Annotated in this window: 19 protein-coding genes; 11 read left to right on the top strand and 8 right to left on the bottom strand. The window is 61.2% G+C overall.

The features are described 5' to 3' along the window. Positions 1-73: 73 nt before the first annotated feature. Positions 74-1,744 (bottom strand): bifunctional UDP-sugar hydrolase/5'-nucleotidase UshA, encoded by a 1,671-nt coding sequence (gene ushA / locus BGO64_RS08330; RefSeq protein ID WP_041211202.1) that lies wholly within the window; start codon positions 1,742-1,744, stop codon positions 74-76. Between the two features lie 248 nt (positions 1,745-1,992). Here ushA and BGO64_RS08335 point away from each other — a divergent pair, with 248 nt between their 5' ends. The 3 genes from BGO64_RS08335 (at position 1,993) to BGO64_RS08345 (ending at position 3,746) form a co-directional block, all read left to right on the top strand. Continuing rightward, positions 1,993-2,331 (top strand): DUF2956 domain-containing protein, encoded by a 339-nt coding sequence (locus BGO64_RS08335; RefSeq protein WP_010673255.1) that lies wholly within the window; start codon positions 1,993-1,995, stop codon positions 2,329-2,331. 115 nt (positions 2,332-2,446) lie between these two features. Further along, positions 2,447-2,782: a hypothetical protein gene (locus tag BGO64_RS08340; RefSeq protein WP_010673254.1), complete on the top strand. Its 336-nt coding sequence runs from the start codon at positions 2,447-2,449 to the stop codon at positions 2,780-2,782. Between the two features lie 97 nt (positions 2,783-2,879). Next, positions 2,880-3,746, top strand: coding sequence for a tetratricopeptide repeat protein (locus BGO64_RS08345; RefSeq protein WP_010673253.1), 867 nt, complete (start codon positions 2,880-2,882; stop codon positions 3,744-3,746). A 69-nt stretch (positions 3,747-3,815) separates the two neighbouring features. Here the strand turns inward: BGO64_RS08345 and BGO64_RS08350 are convergent, their stop codons facing one another. After that, positions 3,816-5,219: a sigma-54-dependent transcriptional regulator gene (locus BGO64_RS08350; protein WP_029313876.1), complete on the bottom strand. Its 1,404-nt coding sequence runs from the start codon at positions 5,217-5,219 to the stop codon at positions 3,816-3,818. 148 nt (positions 5,220-5,367) lie between these two features. Next, on the bottom strand, positions 5,368-6,177 hold the full coding sequence (gene fkpA, locus BGO64_RS08355; protein ID WP_029313875.1) for an FKBP-type peptidyl-prolyl cis-trans isomerase: 810 nt from the start codon (positions 6,175-6,177) through the stop codon (positions 5,368-5,370). A 119-nt stretch (positions 6,178-6,296) separates the two neighbouring features. Here fkpA and BGO64_RS08360 point away from each other — a divergent pair, with 119 nt between their 5' ends. Then, the gene (locus BGO64_RS08360) at positions 6,297-7,265 is read left to right on the top strand and encodes a WD40 repeat domain-containing protein (protein WP_041211198.1); all 969 of its coding nucleotides are present in this window, start codon (positions 6,297-6,299) and stop codon (positions 7,263-7,265) included. A gap of 14 nt (positions 7,266-7,279) precedes the next feature. Then, positions 7,280-7,495, top strand: a complete 216-nt coding sequence (locus BGO64_RS08365) for a SlyX family protein (RefSeq protein ID WP_010673249.1) — start codon at positions 7,280-7,282, stop codon at positions 7,493-7,495. Between the two features lie 64 nt (positions 7,496-7,559). Here the strand turns inward: BGO64_RS08365 and BGO64_RS08370 are convergent, their stop codons facing one another. Together BGO64_RS08370 and BGO64_RS08375 are read right to left on the bottom strand one after the other, a co-directional pair. After that, positions 7,560-8,198: an FKBP-type peptidyl-prolyl cis-trans isomerase gene (locus BGO64_RS08370; RefSeq protein ID WP_010673248.1), complete on the bottom strand. Its 639-nt coding sequence runs from the start codon at positions 8,196-8,198 to the stop codon at positions 7,560-7,562. Between the two features lie 146 nt (positions 8,199-8,344). Next, positions 8,345-8,551 (bottom strand): YheV family putative zinc ribbon protein, encoded by a 207-nt coding sequence (locus BGO64_RS08375; protein WP_010673247.1) that lies wholly within the window; start codon positions 8,549-8,551, stop codon positions 8,345-8,347. A 39-nt stretch (positions 8,552-8,590) separates the two neighbouring features. Between BGO64_RS08375 and BGO64_RS08380 the strand changes: the two genes are divergently transcribed. The 3 genes from BGO64_RS08380 to BGO64_RS08390 all read left to right on the top strand — a co-directional run bounded on the left by BGO64_RS08380 (position 8,591) and on the right by BGO64_RS08390 (position 11,359). Continuing rightward, positions 8,591-9,277 carry a hypothetical protein gene (locus BGO64_RS08380; RefSeq protein WP_045523722.1) on the top strand — a complete coding sequence of 229 codons (687 nt, stop codon included), beginning with the start codon at positions 8,591-8,593 and terminating at the stop codon, positions 9,275-9,277. A gap of 138 nt (positions 9,278-9,415) precedes the next feature. Then, a complete protein-coding gene (locus BGO64_RS08385; protein WP_045523724.1) occupies positions 9,416-10,315 on the top strand; it encodes a chemotaxis protein in 900 nt (299 codons plus the stop codon). A 60-nt stretch (positions 10,316-10,375) separates the two neighbouring features. After that, complete coding sequence (locus BGO64_RS08390) at positions 10,376-11,359, top strand: hydrolase (protein WP_045523726.1); 984 nt, start codon at positions 10,376-10,378, stop codon at positions 11,357-11,359. On the opposite strand, the gene BGO64_RS08395 is transcribed toward BGO64_RS08390, so the two are convergent. After that, positions 11,341-12,492: a GGDEF domain-containing protein gene (locus BGO64_RS08395; RefSeq protein WP_045523728.1), complete on the bottom strand. Its 1,152-nt coding sequence runs from the start codon at positions 12,490-12,492 to the stop codon at positions 11,341-11,343. The two genes, BGO64_RS08390 and BGO64_RS08395, sit on opposite strands and share 19 nt — an antisense overlap. An 89-nt stretch (positions 12,493-12,581) precedes the next feature. Between BGO64_RS08395 and BGO64_RS08400 the strand changes: the two genes are divergently transcribed. From BGO64_RS08400 to BGO64_RS08410, 3 genes are all read left to right on the top strand, one after another. Then, positions 12,582-12,827: a YheU family protein gene (locus tag BGO64_RS08400; protein WP_045523730.1), complete on the top strand. Its 246-nt coding sequence runs from the start codon at positions 12,582-12,584 to the stop codon at positions 12,825-12,827. Between the two features lie 235 nt (positions 12,828-13,062). After that, positions 13,063-13,932, top strand: coding sequence for a phosphoribulokinase (locus BGO64_RS08405; protein WP_010673241.1), 870 nt, complete (start codon positions 13,063-13,065; stop codon positions 13,930-13,932). A 16-nt stretch (positions 13,933-13,948) separates the two neighbouring features. Further along, on the top strand, positions 13,949-14,482 hold the full coding sequence (locus BGO64_RS08410) for a DUF4136 domain-containing protein (RefSeq protein WP_111896417.1): 534 nt from the start codon (positions 13,949-13,951) through the stop codon (positions 14,480-14,482). 69 nt (positions 14,483-14,551) lie between these two features. Here BGO64_RS08410 and BGO64_RS08415 read toward each other — a convergent pair whose 3' ends face one another. Together BGO64_RS08415 and BGO64_RS08420 are read right to left on the bottom strand one after the other, a co-directional pair. Next, positions 14,552-14,851 (bottom strand): hypothetical protein, encoded by a 300-nt coding sequence (locus tag BGO64_RS08415; RefSeq protein WP_010673239.1) that lies wholly within the window; start codon positions 14,849-14,851, stop codon positions 14,552-14,554. Between the two features lie 48 nt (positions 14,852-14,899). After that, positions 14,900-15,304 carry an OsmC family protein gene (locus BGO64_RS08420; RefSeq protein WP_010673238.1) on the bottom strand — a complete coding sequence of 135 codons (405 nt, stop codon included), beginning with the start codon at positions 15,302-15,304 and terminating at the stop codon, positions 14,900-14,902. Positions 15,305-15,648 lie beyond the last annotated feature (344 nt).

Below are 15,648 nucleotides of genomic sequence, written 5' to 3' on the forward strand. Positions count from 1 at the left end.
GCTGATGATATTGAAAATAAAAAGAGAGGCAGCCATGGCTGCCTCTCTTTTTTATTGGCTCGGGGTGCAGGGATTATTTGCAACCCTCTACCGAGGTGGAGTTGATATAGCTGACCTCGCCGGCCGGCTGATAATCGGCGACCTGAATGGTCTTCTTCGCCGCGATATAATCCTTCAGTACACCGGCATCCACCAGACCCGCATTGATGGTGTCGATCTTCGGATAACCGTCACCACCGGCCGCGCTGAAGCTCGGGATGGAGAAGCTGTAGGTTGCTGCCGGATCGAAGGCCTTGCCGCCGATGGTGGCGATGTCCACGCTCTTGGCCTGGCAATCCACCGTCATCTTGATGCCGCCGAACTGGGCATAGCCACCGGTATTGGCGGTCTTGGTCGCGACCTGACCCAGGTAGGTCAGCAGCTCGTTGCCGCTCATGGTCGCCTTGTTGACGGTGTTGCCGAACGGATGCACGGTCAACACGTCACGGTAGCTGATGTCCCCTGCCGCGATGGAAGCACGCACCCCACCGGAGTTGACGATGCCAAAGTCGGTGCTCAGCTTCTCGGCGGTCGCGGTGGTGATGAGACGACCCAGGTTGGTCTGCTTGTTGCGCACGTTGGCGCGCTCACCGTCCAGTACGCCATCGGTGGCACCGATAACCACACCCAGCTCCTGCTGTCCCTTCTCCTGATAGGTGAGCAGGGTGTTGTAGAGTTCGGGATCCTTGACGATCTCTTCCTGAATGAAATCACCGTCCGCATTCTTCAGGTTGACCGGGATCAGATCGTACTGGGTCAGGGTCAGCTTGCCATTCTGATAGTCAAACTGGGCACGACCCACATACTTGCCCCACTCGTGAGCCTGCATGATCCAGGTGCCGTTCTGCTGATCCGGCTGGCAGTCGTCGCCCGGCTTGAAGTCGGCGTACTTGTCCGGGGTGCCCGGCTCCATGCAGACCGGGTTCTGGGAGTGACCACCGATGATGGCGTCCAGGGTGCCTGCCGGCAGCGCACGGGCCATCTCCACGTCACCCGGTGCGTTGCTGCCGTGCTGACCATTCTCGTAATGGCCCATGTGGGTGATGGCAAGAACCAGGTTCGCCTCTTTGTTGTCGCGGATCTGCTTGCCGAGATTGGCGGCTTCCGTGGTCGGATCGCGGAACTCGAGGGTCTGGACGTTGTTGGGATCCACCAGCTGGGCGGTGTCCTCTGTGGTCAGACCCAGCACGGCGACCTTGAGGCCGCTCTCCAGCTTGAACACCTTGTAGGGATCGAAGTAGCGCTTGCCGCTCGTCTTGTCATAGATGTTGGCGGAGATCATCGGGAACTGGGCCCACTGACGCTGTTTCTCGAGGATGGTCAGGGGGTTGTCGAACTCGTGGTTGCCCACCGCCATGGCATCGTAACGGATGCTGTTCATGGCCATGAAGTCCGGCTCTGCATCCTGCAGATCCGACTCTGGCACCCCGGTGTTGACGTCACCTCCGGAGAGCACCAGCACTTCGCTGCCCGCCGCTTTCGCCTCGGCACGCAGCCGCTCGACCAGGGTCTTCTGGGCCGCCATGCCATATTCGCCCTTGTCGTTGTGCCAGAAACGACCGTGGGTATCATTGGTATGCAAAATGGTCAGCTTGCAGACATTTTCGGTGCAGGGGGCGACGCTGTCGTTGCTTGAGGTATTGCAGCCGCTCAATGCGGCAAGCACTGCCAGTGCGATACTTCCTTTGACAAATTTATAATTCATTTCCATATCACCTTGTTATTTTGTTATTGGACGACCCTATCCAGGATCGGGCGGTAATATAACAAACAACATGTGACGGTTTTTCATCGGCGACTCACAAATTCCGCCAAATGTGATCATCCACGCAACCTGTTTCCCCTATTTGGAACAGAGGCACCCCACTCGCAGAGCAATTTCCCCCATGATGGCAGCCCGCCGGTAACGGTTATGGCATACTGCCCGCCAATCAATGCCAAGGAGTGCCTGGAATGGCCAAGTACGACAAAATTTCCCCCGAAACCCAGCAGGAGGCGATGAAGATCGCCCGTGCCAACCAGAAGCCGGGGCAGACCAAGGAGCAAACCCAGCTCATCGCCCAGGGGATCCAGAAGGGCATAGACGAATACAAGAAACAGATGAAGGCGAAGGCCCGCGAGGCCAGCCGCCAGAAGAAACTGCAAGCCAAAGCCAGGCACTCTTCCCAAGAGACGCCGGAAGAGGAGAGCGAAGCCGAGGTCATCGAGCTCACCCGCCAGCACCCGCTGCCCTGGATCCTGCTGGTGCTGAGCTGGCTGGTATTTGCCGTGCTCTGGTTCTGGTTCCGCTGATCCTGCCCAGGCAAACCTTTGCCCTGCGATCCGCTTCACAGCCCGGGCGCGGGGGACTGGTCATTCCCCACCCGGACTGCCTACACTCTGCCCCCCTTGTCAGGAGACACTCATCATGAACCCGGCCCCGCTCTATCTGCTGGCTCCCCTCGCCCTCTTCCTCGTGACCCTGGTGCTCTATCGCATCTCGCCACTGCGGGCGGTTGCCGCCGGCCATGCCCGCTGGTTTATCCTGCCCGCCTTCACCCTCTTTATCCTGCTCATCGTCATCAATGGCGCTGCGGATCCCGCCCTGAGAAGCCCTGCTTTCCACTGGCTGATGCCGGGGTTCGGCTTTGCCCTGAGCCTGTTCCCTGCCCTGCCCAAGGCACTGGTACCGCGCCTGGCTATCAAGGAGGGAGCCTTTGCTGCCCTGGGTCTGATGCTGATGAGCCTTGCCATGGTCTACTGATCGGCAAGCGCTGGCGTCACGATGGCGCCAGTCCCCTTCTTGTACAAAGAATGGCCTTCAGGCATCTTGGTGGGCGGATAACCGGCATGGAGGCCAGATGAACAATCCGCCCGATTTCATGGCACTGTGGGATTATCAGGATCCCGTTGCCAGCGCCCAGCGTTTTCAAGCACTGCTGCCCGAGGCGCGTGCCGCCAACCTGCAATGGGAGCTGGAGCTCCTCACCCAGATAGCCCGCACCCATTCGCTGCAACGCCAGTTTGCACAGGCGCACCAGCTGCTCGACGAGATAGAACCCCGCCTCACCGAGGCGACTCCACGGGCCCGCCTGCGCGCCTTGCTGGAGCGTGGCCGCACCTTCAACTCCGCCGGTGACAAGGCCAGCGCCAGAGCCCTGTTTGAACAGGCCTGGCAACTGGGAGAGCAGTACGAAGAGCACTATCTGGCCATCGATGCGGCCCACATGGTGGCCATCGCCGCCCCCTTGGAGGAGCAGAGCCACTGGCACCAGCTGGCGATGACCCTGGCCGAGCGCAGTCACGACAAGCGGACGCGAGGCTGGCTCGCCAGCCTCTATAACAATCAGGGCTGGACCCTGTTCGAGCTGGGTCGCCTCGACGAGGCCATCGCCTGTCAGCAAAAGTGCCTGGCTTGGCACGAGCAGCACAACAACCAGGGCAAAGCCTTTATCGCCCGCTGGAGTCTGGCGCGCCTGAGCCGGGCCCAGGAGCGCCATGAACAGGCCATGGCCGAACTGGCACAGTTGCGCGACGACATGGCCGCCGTCGGCACCCCCGAGGATGGCTATGTGTTCGAGGAGCTGGGGGAGAATGCACTCGTGCTCAATGATCCCGCGGCGACCGAGTACTTTGCCCGCGCCTGGTTTCTGCTGTCACAGGATGGCTGGTTCACCGCCAACGAGGCAGAACGGCTGGCCAGGCTCAAGCAGCTCGCCAAACTCTGATAAGCGTGCGGGGCGACCAATTGGCCGCCCCGCACATCAGCATGTCTGCCCGGGAGCAGAGGTGACGGCTCAGGCCGGACTCGCCTCTTCCCAGCTCTGCTTCTTGCGATAAATCGTGGAAGGGCTTATTTCCAGCAGGGCCGCCGCCTTGGGGATGTTGCCATCACAACTGGCGATGGCCTGTTCGATGGCCTCCTTTTCCACCTGCCAGAGCGGACGAACCTGCCTGCGAACGACCACGGGTTCTGACTGGGGATCCGCGATCCCGACCGCAGGCTCCGGGGCCAGGGTACGCCCCCCGTTGAGGGGAGGTGGCAGGATATCCGGGCTCACCAGCTCGCCATCGTTGAGCACCACTATGTTGCGCACCACGTTTTGCAGCTCGCGCACGTTGCCGGGCCAGGGGTAGTCGAGCAGCACCTGCACTGCGTCCGCATCAAAGTCCCTGAATCGCTTGTTCTCCTCACCGGCATAACGCAGCAGCAACTCCCGGGCCAGCAGCAGGATGTCCTCTCCCCGCTCCCTCAGGGGGGGCAGCGCCAGCGGGATCACGTGCAGGCGGTAGTAAAGGTCTTCACGAAACCGTCCGGCCTTGACCTCCACCAGGGGATCCCGGTTGGTGGCGCAGACAAAGCGCACATCCACCGTCTCCAGCTTGCCGCTGCCGACCCGCTGCAGGGTGCCGGTCTGGATGAAACGCAGCAGCTTGCTCTGCAGGTCGAGATCCATCTCGCAGATCTCGTCGAGGAAGAGGGTGCCGCCGTTCGCCAGACTGGCCGCCCCCTTGCGATCCCCCTGGGCACCGGTAAACGACCCCTTCACGTGGCCGAAGATCTCGCTCTCCATCAGGTCATGGGGAATGGCGGCGCAGTTGAGGGCGATGAAAGGCTGATCCCGACGCGGGCTGCACTGGTGAATGGCCTCGGCGCACACCTCCTTGCCGGTGCCGCTCTCGCCGGTGATGAAGACGGTGGCCTTGCTCGGCGCCGCGCTCTCGATGATGCGATAGACCGCCTGCATCGCCATGGAGGCGCCGATGAAACCGGCAAAGGAGCTGCGCTCGAAGTTTTCCCGATACTGGGCCACCAGCGAGCTGAGCTGCTGGTGCTTCAGGGCATTGCGCGCCGTGGCGCACAGGCGCTTGCCATCGAACGGCTTGGTGAGAAAATCGAAGGCCCCGAACCGCATCGCCTCCACCGCCACATCCACCGAGCCGTGAGCGGTGATCACCACCACGGAGCAGGGCAGTTGCCGCTCCGTGATCTGCTGCAAGATGTCCATGCCGGACATGTCGGGCAACTCCAGGTCGAGCAGCACCACGGGGGGCGGGCTTGCCAGCAATTGTGCCAAAGCCTGCTGGCCACAGTCTGCCAGCTGCACCTCGTAGCCATCCTGGGCCAGATACTGCTCATAGACGACCGCCAGACTGCGGGTATCTTCCACCAACAGGACACGGGGTTTGCTTTCAGCCACGAGATCCATCCTTGCGCTTGATTTTGTTGTCTATTCTGGGGGCTAGCCGCCACACACTCAAGACGGCCTCATCGCTTTATCCGGGGGATTGCGACAATACACAAGCAAAAACGGCTCCCTGGGGAGCCGTTTTTATGGTGCTTTGAGCTTATTTTTTGGCGTTGTCGCCATCGGCAGCCGGTTTTTCGATGGCCAGCAGCTCTACGTCAAATACCAGCACGGCGTTGGCCGGGATGGAACCTGCACCGTGCTCGCCATAGGCCAGCTTGGACGGCAGGAAGAACTTGAACTTGGAGCCGACCGGCATCAGTTGCACCCCTTCGGTCCAGCCCGGGATCACCTGGTTGAGCGGGAAGGTAGCCGGCTCGCCGCGATCGACGGAGCTGTCAAACTTGGTGCCATCGGTCAGGGTACCGGTGTAGTGTACCTTGACGATGTCGGTGGCCTTCGGCTTGGCGCCGTCACCCATCTTCTCGACCTGATATTGCAGGCCGGACTCAGTGCTCTTCACGCCCTCTTTCTTGGCGTTGGCAGCCAAGAACTCTTCACCCTTCTTCAGGTTTTCCACGGCATCCTTGTCGGCCTTCGCCTTGGTCAGCTCGTTGATCTTGGCGTCGTATTCCTGCAGAACCTTCTGGATCTCCTCGTCGGTCATCTTGGCTTCTTTGCCCAGACCGTCGGTGACACCCTTCAGGATCACGGTGTTGTCCAGCTTGATGCCGAGCTCCTGCTGGCGCTCCAGGGTATTGGCGATATAACGACCCATGGAGAGGCCGATCGCATAGCCGGATTGCTCTTCAAAGCTCTTGGCCTCAGCCTTGGGGGCCTCTGCCGGCTTGCTGGCTTCTGCCTTGACCTCTGCGGTGTTGGTCGCAGCAGGTTTCTCATCTTTTTGGCAAGCAGTCAGACCGACGGCAACCGCCGCAGCCAACAGGGACACCTTCAGAAAATTGTTCATCAGTTTCTCCAAAACTCTAAATACCGCTCTCGGTTCCTTCGTGAAATGAGAGGTTTATCGTGATAAGCGCCTTATACTAACGCCGTGATCGCAGGTAACGAAAGCATGAGACAGGAAAAATGATCAAAAGTGCCATTTATCTCATCGGTATTTGCCTGATGCTGACGGGGTGCGAACAACGCTCACTTCCCAGCCAGCAGATCCGCCTCGCCAACCAGGGTCTGCTGAGCGCGGATCTCGCCAGTTCCGGCAAGCTCGCGCTGGTCTCCAGCCTGGGTCAGGGCACTGTGGTGTGGGATCTGGAACAGGGCAAGGAGCGCTGGCGCTGGCGCCAGAGCGATGACCAGGAGGAGTTCGTCACCCTGACCCGCTTCTCCCCCGATGACAGCCATGCCATCACCGCCACCCAGCACACCTTCGCCATCTGGCGCTTGCAGGATGGCCGCTCCCAGGGCTACTACTCCCTGCCAGAATCCCGCCTGCGCGATGCGGCGATCTCGGCGGATGGCCGCCAGGTGCTCATCGGCCGTGAAGACGGCAAGGCGGAAGTGGTCGACACCCAGACCGGACGCCGGCTGCAATTCCTCGGCCACACCGAACAGGTCAACACGGTGGATCTCTCCCCCAATGGTCGCTATGCCCTCACCGGCGGCAACGATTACAGCGCCTATCTGTGGGATACCCGCACGGGCCAGGTGGTGTGGCGCTTCAACCACGCCGGGCGAGTCGTGATGGCGAGACTGGATCCGTCCGGACGCTTCGCCTTCACCGCAGACAGTCGCCAGGCCAGCATCTGGGATCTCAAAACCGGCAAGGAGCACAGCCGGTTGCAATATGATCACCGCTTCGAGGTCTACACCAGCGCCCGCTTCGCCAACGGCGGCAACTGGCTCATCACCGGCGCCCCCTCCCGCCAGCTCACTCTGTGGCAGGTGAGTGACGGCCAGCCGTTGCAGAGCTGGCGCGTCTCGCCCCATCCCAAGGTGAAACCGCCTAGCGCTGTGGTCTATGGCGTGGCTTTGCGCGACAATGACCACCTCGTCAGTGCCAGCTCCAGTGGCCTGGCTGAAATCTGGACTATCAAGTAAGGACCAAAAGGCCCATGAGTCAGCAACTAAACGAACGCCTCGAAACCCTGGAAAGCCGCCTCGCCTTTGCCGAATATACGGTGGAGCAGCTCAACGACGAGGTCACCACCCAGGGTCGCGAGCTGGACCGGCTCAAACACCAGATCCATCTACTGGTGGATAAATTGCAGAGCGTACAGCCGAGCCAGATCGCCAGCATGGCCGAAGAGACGCCGCCACCGCACTACTGATGCGTGCCAGCCATAAAAAAACCCGCGCCATGCGCGGGTTTTTTTATCATCGGCCAGGCCGTGATCAGTGCTGATGGCCCTTGCCGCCACAACCACCACCACCGCAGCAACCACCGTGACCGTGATCGTCGCCGTGATCGTGTGCATGGTTGTGACCATGGCCGCCACAGCAGCCACCGTGGTCATGATCGTGATCATGGCCGTGATCATGGTCATGACCATGATCGTGACCGCAGCCACCAGCGCCGTGCACATGGCCATGGGCCAGCTCTTCGGCGGTCGCGGCACGCACGTCCTTGATCTCGACCTTGAAGCCCAGGGTCACGCCAGCCAGGGGATGGTTGCCGTCCACCTTGATGAACTCCTCGGACACCTCGATGACGGTCACCGGGCGGTGACCATCGTCGGTCTCGGCCACAAAAGTATCCCCTTCAGACACTTCCATACCGTCGAACAGCTCGCCGGGCACTTCCTGCACCAGATTCTCGTCGTACTCGCCATAGGCCTGGTTCGGCGTCAGGGTGACGTCGAACGCCTCGCCCACGCTGCGACCTTCCAGCTCGGCTTCGAGGCCGGAGACCAGGTAACGGGTACCGTGCAGATACACCAGCGGCTCTTTACCGACAGTGGTGTCGATGACTTCACCGTGTTCGTCGGTGACCGTGTATTCCAGCGTAACCACGCTCAGGGGAGCTACTTTCATGTCAGGGATCCTGCGGATAGAAAAAAACGGGCTCAGAATACCTCAAAAAGGCAGACAAGCATATGGTCGGCCCGGCTTCAGTATGATGAAAAAGTCATCAACAGCGACCCGCCTGACCGGCGTACCATCACCTTGAGGCATGTCCCTCACTCGGGACGAAACACCCCTATCACCTGCTCCGCCTCACGCGTGGCCTTGTCCACCTGCTCCTGGGTCTGCACCTGGGTATCCCCGCACTCGACACAGGTCACCTTCTCGACTCCATGCTCCATATACAGCATCATGGTGTCCATCTTGCCGCACGCCGGGCAAACCGCCCCGGCAATGAAGCGTTTTTTACGTCTGGTTTCCATTTTTGTTACCTCCAGGCAGCATCATATCAGGGTTTTTACATGCATCACGCCATCGAATATCAGCATTTTTCCACTTCCACCCTTCAGGTCGGCCCCCGCAAACGCTCCCCCATGGGCCAATTGCTGCGCGTCACCCAGGGGGCGGCGCTGCTGAAATTGGGTGCCCATGAGCTGCTGCTGACACCTGGCAGCCACTTCTGGCTCTGTGCAGATGCCCTCGCCGCCTTCACCCCTCTGGCTGACTGCCAGCATGATCTGCTGGCCTGCTCCGTGCGGGTGCCCCAGCCCGCCCAGGCTGGCTGGTTGCAGGCAAGCCCGTTGATGGACGCACTGCTGGACAGCCTGGCGGCCTGGTCACGCCCCCGCGACTGGCAAGGCCCCTATGGGCAGCGGCTGCAAGTGATAGGGGATGAGTTGCACGGCTGCACCACCTCGTCCCTGGGGGATCAGGCACTGCAAGATGCCTGGCAAGCCCTGGCCAGAGCGCAGCCGGATAGCGTGGCTGCCTGGCAGACCCTGCTGGGCACTCGCGGTCTCGAGGGCCCGGACGCCCGGGCACTGCAGGATCAGTGGCAACTGTTGCAGGGGATTCGCCTGCTGCGAAGCGGCAGCACACCGTCACAGGTGGTGAGCAGGCTGGGTTATCGGGATGAAAGCGCGCTGGCCGAGGCTCATCTGCAATGGCTCGGGGCGCCCCTCTCCCCTCAGCCGTCCGCGACCCGATAAGAGAGGCATAAAAGGATGGCAAAAGAAATCCAGTTTTGCGGCTCACCGCCGCTAACAACAAAGGAGTCATTCATGTCACCATCCTTTATGCTGAACACCCGATTGACCGTCACCGACTAGATCAACAGGACATCCGCCATGACGAGCAAGGCCAACCAATCCCAGGGCATGTTGCTGTTCCACCTCTCTGCCAGACAATCCTTCGCCATCGGTACCCTCAAGGTGAAGGAGATCGTGCCCTACACCCAGCTCACCGCCCTGCCACAATCCCATCCCACCGTGCTCGGGGCCGCCAGCATGCGCGGCACCACCATCCCGGTGATCGACATGGCAATGGCCGTGGGCTACCGCCCCATCAGCCGGGAGGAGATGCCCCACTGCTTCATCATCATCACCGATTGCCGCCGCACCCTGGTGGGCTTTCTGGTGCGGGGCATCGACAAGATCACCGAGTGCAACTGGCGTGACATCGAGCCGCCCCCTCCCTCCTTGGGACAGAACGTCTTCGTCACCGGCGTGACCCGGGTGGGAGATCAGTTGATCCAGTTGCTGGATGTGGAGCTCATCCTGTCGCGGGTCTATCCGGACGATCCCAGCCATCTCTACCCCGTGCTGACCGACGTGCAGCGCGAGCGGCTCAAGCCGATGCGGATCCTGCTGGTGGACGACTCCTCCGTCGCCCGTCGCCAGCTCATGGCGGCGCTCGATTACATCAACATCCCCTACGAGGTCTGCACCAACGGACGCGACGCCCTCACCCTGATGCAGACCCGGGTCTCCCAGGGCACGCGGATCGACATCCTGGTGAGCGATATCGAGATGCCGGGGCTGGATGGTTACGAGCTGGCCTTCGAGGTGCAGAGCGATGCCAAGCTGGCGGGAGCCTACATCATCCTGCACACCTCCCTCTCCAGCGAGATCAGCGTGGAGCGGGCCCATCAGGTCGGCGCCCACGAGGCGCTCACCAAGTTTGAAGCCAACGAACTGATCCAGGCCATGCTGCGCGGCGCCGAGCACCACGATCGTCTGCTGGCCTGATGTCGCGGCGAGCCAAGGGCTCGCCGCACCCTTTTCCTCCCAGCTCTTCCGAGTCGCTGCATGTTGACAGAAAGCCACTTCCACGCCCCCTGGTGGGCCCGCAACCCCCATCTGCAAACCATTTTGCCCAAGTGGCTGCGCCGCTCGCCTGCCCGCTTCATCCAGGAGCGCTTCGAACTCCCGGACGGCGATTTCGTCGATCTGGCCTGGAGCGGCGAACCCGGCCAGGATGAACAACCCCTGGTGGTGGTGTTCCACGGACTGGAGGGGAGCATTCACTCCCACTATGCCAAAGGGCTCTTTGCCCACCTGCAGCGGCAAGGGAACGAGGCGGTGCTGATGCACTTTCGGGGGTGCAGTGGCGAGCCGAATCGGCTGCTGCAGGCCTATCACTCAGGCGCCATCGAGGACGCCCAAGCGGTGATTGCCGAGCTGGGGCGGCGTTTTCCTGGCCGTCCCCTGGTCGCCATCGGCTATTCCCTGGGGGGCAACATGCTGGTCAATCTGCTGGCGCGGGCCTGCCCGGCACCATTGAAGGCGGCGGTGGTAGTGTCGGCCCCGCTGCAACTGGCAAGCTGTGCCGATCGGGTCAATCAGGGCTTCTCACGGGTCTATCAGAACTACCTGCTGCGCACCATGCGAACCAACCTGCAAAGCAAGATCCGGCGCCAGAGCGCGGCACGGGCGCGCTGGCAGCCGGCCCAGATCACCCGCATCGCCACACTGAGGGAGTTCGACGAGCTGGTGACGGCACCGCTCCATGGTTTCGAAAGCGCCGATCACTACTACCAGACCTGCTCCGGCCTGAGCCTGCTGGCCCGCATTCCCATCCCGACCCTCGTCATTCACGCCGCCGACGATCCCTTCATGACCGATGCCGTCATTCCGGCGGCGGAGCAGCTCTCCCCTCTGGTGCGCTACGAGCTGAGCCGCCAGGGCGGCCACGTGGGCTTCCTGCACGGCTCTCCCTGGCGCCCCCGTTTCTGGCTGGATGAGCGCATCAGCCAGTGGTTGCGGCAACAGACTCAGGGCGCGAACCGGTAACCGTTGCGCCCCTCTTCCTTGGCCTGATAGAGGGCGCCATCGACCCGCTCGAGCAGCATGACGAGGCTCTCCCCGGCTCGCCACTGGGCTATCCCCTGGCTCAGGGTGAGGTGGGGGGCTACGTCGGAATCCTCATGGGGCAGAGCCCTGGCCGCCAGAGTGGCGCGAATGCGCTCCGCCACCTCCTGGCCACCGGCCAGCGTCGTCTCCTGCAGCAACACCACGAACTCCTCTCCCCCGTAGCGCGCCACCAGATCGCCGGGCTCCCGCACACTCTCCTCCAGGCACTCGGCCACCAAGATCAGGCACTCATCCCCCGCCTGATGCCCATAGCGATCGTTGTAGCGCTTGAAGAAATCCACATCGAGCAGGATCACGGTGAGCGGTACATCCTGGGTGGTGCCTTGCGCAATGGCACGCTTGCACGCCTGATCGAAGTGGCGACGGTTGGCTATGCCGGTCAGGGGATCCCGGTTGGCCATGGCATTCATCTTGTTTGCCAGCATCAGGTTGTCGTGCTCCCTTGACACCGCAAGCTCGAACCAGCCGTTGAGCATGCGCCGTCCCGTCTCCAGCACCACTAGCAAGACCCCGACCACTATGGTGTTGACCAGAACAAAGGGCTCAGGACTCCAGGAGGCTCTCACCAACAAGAACAGCAGGGGGACCGACACCAGTGCGTAAAACAGCCGCACATCGCAATACGCGGCGACGAGACCGGTCAGCAGCAACAGACTGACCATGTTGAAAATGAAACTGAAGCCTCCCTTCAAGTCGACGATCGAGATGGTGTAACCCACCATGGCCCAGGCCAGCCCCCAGGCCAGGGCACAGACGCACAGGGACACCAGCCAGATGGCATGGGGTTGACGGGAGAGCCAGCCCCACCCGAGCGGCAGCAGCAGGCCAACACCTATCATGGCAAAGAGCTGCCATTTGTAGGACCAGGGCAGGTTGCCGACCAGTACCAGGTGTGCATCCCGATAGATGTAGAAGCGGGTCAGCAGAAATACGAGGGCGATGAGATTGATGACCCAGTACCAGCGCAAACCGGCACTCAGGGCACGGCGGCGGGCATCGAACAGATGCTGTTCGAATTGGCTGGAGGGTCGGCGTTCGTCAATGGATGGCATGGCACCCCTCGTGCGAAACGAGACAAATCCCTTGCGCTTGCCGACCAGACACCGACAATATCCGCAACCCACTGCGTGAAGATGAAATCATGATTATCCCCTGGCAAGAACTGGAGCCGGACACCCTCACCAACCTGCTCGAACACTTTGTGCTGCAAGAAGGCACCGAATACGGTGAACAGGATGTCAGCCTGACCGACAAGGTCGAAGCAGTCAGGCAACAATTGCTACAAGGTAGCGCCGTGCTTGTCTACAGCGAGCTGCACGAAAGTGTCAATGTCGTCCCAAAGACTCATTTAGGCAAGTCTCCCACTGACGACTTCCCCCAAGCGTAACGCGGTCACGGCTTATCGGGCGGCTCACCCCGCCCTCCCCCTATCCAACTCGCACCATCAGGCCGCATGGCCAGCTCGCCACCCAGCAGCACCTATTCCGGCGTCCCCAGAGCACAGGGCAGCCCTCGTTCACCGCTATTGCCGGGAAGCGTGGGGGCAGCGGGAGGATGACGGCGCACTTGACCGCACTTTGGGCCACCCCTTATAACGGAACTCCCAAGGAAGAGAGAATTCTATGTCCGCCAAGCATCCCATCATCGCGGTCACCGGTTCGTCCGGTGCCGGTACTTCCACCTCCACCAACGCCTTTCGCTCCATGTTCCACCAGCTTGGATACAAGGCGGCCGTGGTCGAGGGGGACAGTTTTCACCGCTACACCAGGCCCGAGATGGACGTGGCTATCCGCAAGGCCCGGGAGCAGGGGCGGCATATCAGCTACTTCGGCCCGGAGGCCAACGACTTCGGTCTGCTGGAGTCCTTTTTCCAGGAGTATGGCCAGAGCGGCACAGGCCAGTACCGGCGCTATCTGCACAGCTTCGACGAGGCGGTGCCTTTCAACCAGATGCCGGGCACCTTCACCCCCTGGCAGGATCTGCCCGGCGAGACGGATCTGCTGTTCTACGAAGGACTGCATGGCGGCGTGGTCACGGGGGAGCACAACGTGGCGCGGCACGTGGACTTTCTCATCGGCGTGGTGCCCATCGTCAACCTGGAGTGGATCCAGAAGCTCATTCGCGACACCTCGGAACGCGGCCACTCCCGCGAGGCGGTGACCGACTCCATCGTGCGTTCCATGGATGACTACATCAACTTCATCACGCCGCAGTTCTCCCGCACCCACATCAACTTCCAGCGGGTGCCGACCGTCGATACTTCCAACCCCTTTAGCGCCAAGGTGATACCCAGCCTGGACGAGAGTATGCTGGTGATCAGGTTTCGGGGCATCAAGCAGGTGGACTTCCCCTACCTGCTGTCGATGATAGACGGCGCCTTCATGTCCAGGATGAACACCATCGTCGTGCCGGGTGGCAAGATGGGCTTCGCAATGGAACTGATCCTGCGCCCCCTGATCCAGCAACTGATCGAAACGGGCAAGATCACCTGAGCCAAGGAGCTTAACGATGCGCGCTGCACTTATCTCATTCACGCTGGCAACCCTGCTGGGCGGTTGCAGCTCCGGCCCCGCCGCACCCACGGTCGAAACGGGCACCATGGTGGTTCGCCCGGCGGAGCATTGGACCTACGGGGCGACACCACGCTATGCGCTGGCCGAACAATTCCAGTATGCGGGCAACAGCGCCGCGCCCTGGCTCGAGCCGGTACAGCAGGCCGTCATCCGGCAACTGGACGGCAAAGGCTGGCGCAGCGTTCCCCTGGATGAGGCCGACGTATGGGTCGCCATCGGGGTAGCTGGCAGCCAGGACATGAGCGATGGCGAGATCTTCTCCCGCCTCGGCATGACACCGGGCCTGAACGCCGCTACCAATGCCCGCAAGGGGACCCTGGCCGTCGTGCTGCTCGACGGGCATAGCCAGAAAGCGGTGTGGAGCAGCGCCATCCAGCTCGCCAGCGATGTGCCTGTCGCAGAGGAAGCCCGTGGCCAGCTTAGCCAGCAACTGGCCGCCCAGCTGCTGGGCTCGATACCGTCAGACTGATGTCTCGTTCAACAAAAACGGCCTGCTTCACACAGGCCGTTTTCCATGCACGCCGTGACGGCATCAGGGTCACTTCAACTCGCAGGTCAGCTGGGTCACACCGCTCTTGACCAGGGTAGCCTGCTTGTCCTGACGGGAGAAGGTAGTCACCCCGTCGGAATAGCTGGCAGTCTCTTTGGGCGACTCGATGCGCCCCAGCTTGTGATAGACACCGGCATAAGGGAACTGCACCATGTCGGCCTGGGCATCATAGGTGATGGCCAGCAACTCTTCCCCGCACTGATACTGGCTGTATTGATACTGGGTCGGCTGCGGCATGCTGCAGGCGGCCAGACCGAACAGGGGAAGCAACATCATCATTTTTTTCATCGCACTTTCCTTATGTCATGGCGTTATCGACGGGACAAACTATAGCGGTCAACCCTCAAGGATTTGATAACTATGGGTAATTTCTACCGCTTTTTCCAACATCAGGGAAACTGAACAATATTTTTCCATGGACAGATCCACCGCACGGGCGACCTGCTTCTCCGCCAGCCCCTTGCCGGTCACCACGAACTTGAGGTGGATCTGCTCAAATACCCGGGGAACGGTATCGGCGCGGGTCCCTTCCAGTTCGACATGGCAGGCGGTCACGGACTGACGGGCCTTCTCCAGAATGGAGACCACATCGATGGAGCTGCAACCGCCGACAGCCAGCAGGATCATCTCCATCGGGCTGGCACCTTCACCCGGGTTGGCGCCATCCAGGGTCACCTGATGACCGGACTCGCTCTCCCCCACAAACTTCATGCCTTCCACCCAGCTGACCTTGGCTTTCATCTCTCACTTTCCTCTCAATGACAACGGTTCTAACGCCCATAGCATACCTCAAGCCGGGGTCGAGTGGCACATGCGCCAGGATCTTGCCCGTTCCCGACGATAAAGCCCCGTTTGTGGCGACAGCAGCCTCTCCTGCGAAACGGACGACGACCCAAAGGGAAATAGATCGAAATCAACATCCGACCTCCTCTTCTTGCCTAGAATGCCCCGGACGACGCAGCAGATGGCGGCTCACCGGTGGACGGCAAAACCCCAAAGCCTTGTCAGCACAGGCAAAGGCTCTTATTCTACTGCGACCAAAGAGTAAGGAATGGCAAGCTTGGCAACTTGCCTGGACGCACAGT

This window comes from Aeromonas sp. 62-46, from assembly GCF_001898585.1.
In the GTDB taxonomy this organism is placed as follows: Bacteria; Pseudomonadota; Gammaproteobacteria; order Enterobacterales; family Aeromonadaceae; genus Aeromonas; species Aeromonas caviae.

Bases quoted from the DNA above. Each gene is read 5' to 3' on its own strand.
- BGO64_RS08385 (WP_045523724.1), top strand. From the start codon at position 9,416: ATGACGAGCAAGGCCAACCAATCCCAGGGCATGTTGCTGTTCCACCTC.
- BGO64_RS08365 (WP_010673249.1), top strand. From the start codon at position 7,280: ATGAGTCAGCAACTAAACGAACGCCTCGAAACCCTGGAAAGCCGCCTC.
- BGO64_RS08380 (WP_045523722.1), top strand. From the start codon at position 8,591: ATGCATCACGCCATCGAATATCAGCATTTTTCCACTTCCACCCTTCAG.
- BGO64_RS08345 (WP_010673253.1), top strand. From the start codon at position 2,880: ATGAACAATCCGCCCGATTTCATGGCACTGTGGGATTATCAGGATCCC.
- BGO64_RS08405 (WP_010673241.1), top strand. From the start codon at position 13,063: ATGTCCGCCAAGCATCCCATCATCGCGGTCACCGGTTCGTCCGGTGCC.
- BGO64_RS08340 (WP_010673254.1), top strand. From the start codon at position 2,447: ATGAACCCGGCCCCGCTCTATCTGCTGGCTCCCCTCGCCCTCTTCCTC.
- ushA (WP_041211202.1), bottom strand. From the start codon at position 1,744: ATGAATTATAAATTTGTCAAAGGAAGTATCGCACTGGCAGTGCTTGCC.
- BGO64_RS08360 (WP_041211198.1), top strand. From the start codon at position 6,297: ATGATCAAAAGTGCCATTTATCTCATCGGTATTTGCCTGATGCTGACG.
- BGO64_RS08415 (WP_010673239.1), bottom strand. From the start codon at position 14,851: ATGAAAAAAATGATGATGTTGCTTCCCCTGTTCGGTCTGGCCGCCTGC.
- BGO64_RS08390 (WP_045523726.1), top strand. From the start codon at position 10,376: ATGTTGACAGAAAGCCACTTCCACGCCCCCTGGTGGGCCCGCAACCCC.
- BGO64_RS08400 (WP_045523730.1), top strand. From the start codon at position 12,582: ATGATTATCCCCTGGCAAGAACTGGAGCCGGACACCCTCACCAACCTG.
- BGO64_RS08335 (WP_010673255.1), top strand. From the start codon at position 1,993: ATGGCCAAGTACGACAAAATTTCCCCCGAAACCCAGCAGGAGGCGATG.
- BGO64_RS08375 (WP_010673247.1), bottom strand. From the start codon at position 8,551: ATGGAAACCAGACGTAAAAAACGCTTCATTGCCGGGGCGGTTTGCCCG.
- fkpA (WP_029313875.1), bottom strand. From the start codon at position 6,177: ATGAACAATTTTCTGAAGGTGTCCCTGTTGGCTGCGGCGGTTGCCGTC.
- BGO64_RS08420 (WP_010673238.1), bottom strand. From the start codon at position 15,304: ATGAAAGCCAAGGTCAGCTGGGTGGAAGGCATGAAGTTTGTGGGGGAG.
- BGO64_RS08395 (WP_045523728.1), bottom strand. From the start codon at position 12,492: ATGCCATCCATTGACGAACGCCGACCCTCCAGCCAATTCGAACAGCAT.
- BGO64_RS08370 (WP_010673248.1), bottom strand. From the start codon at position 8,198: ATGAAAGTAGCTCCCCTGAGCGTGGTTACGCTGGAATACACGGTCACC.
- BGO64_RS08410 (WP_111896417.1), top strand. From the start codon at position 13,949: ATGCGCGCTGCACTTATCTCATTCACGCTGGCAACCCTGCTGGGCGGT.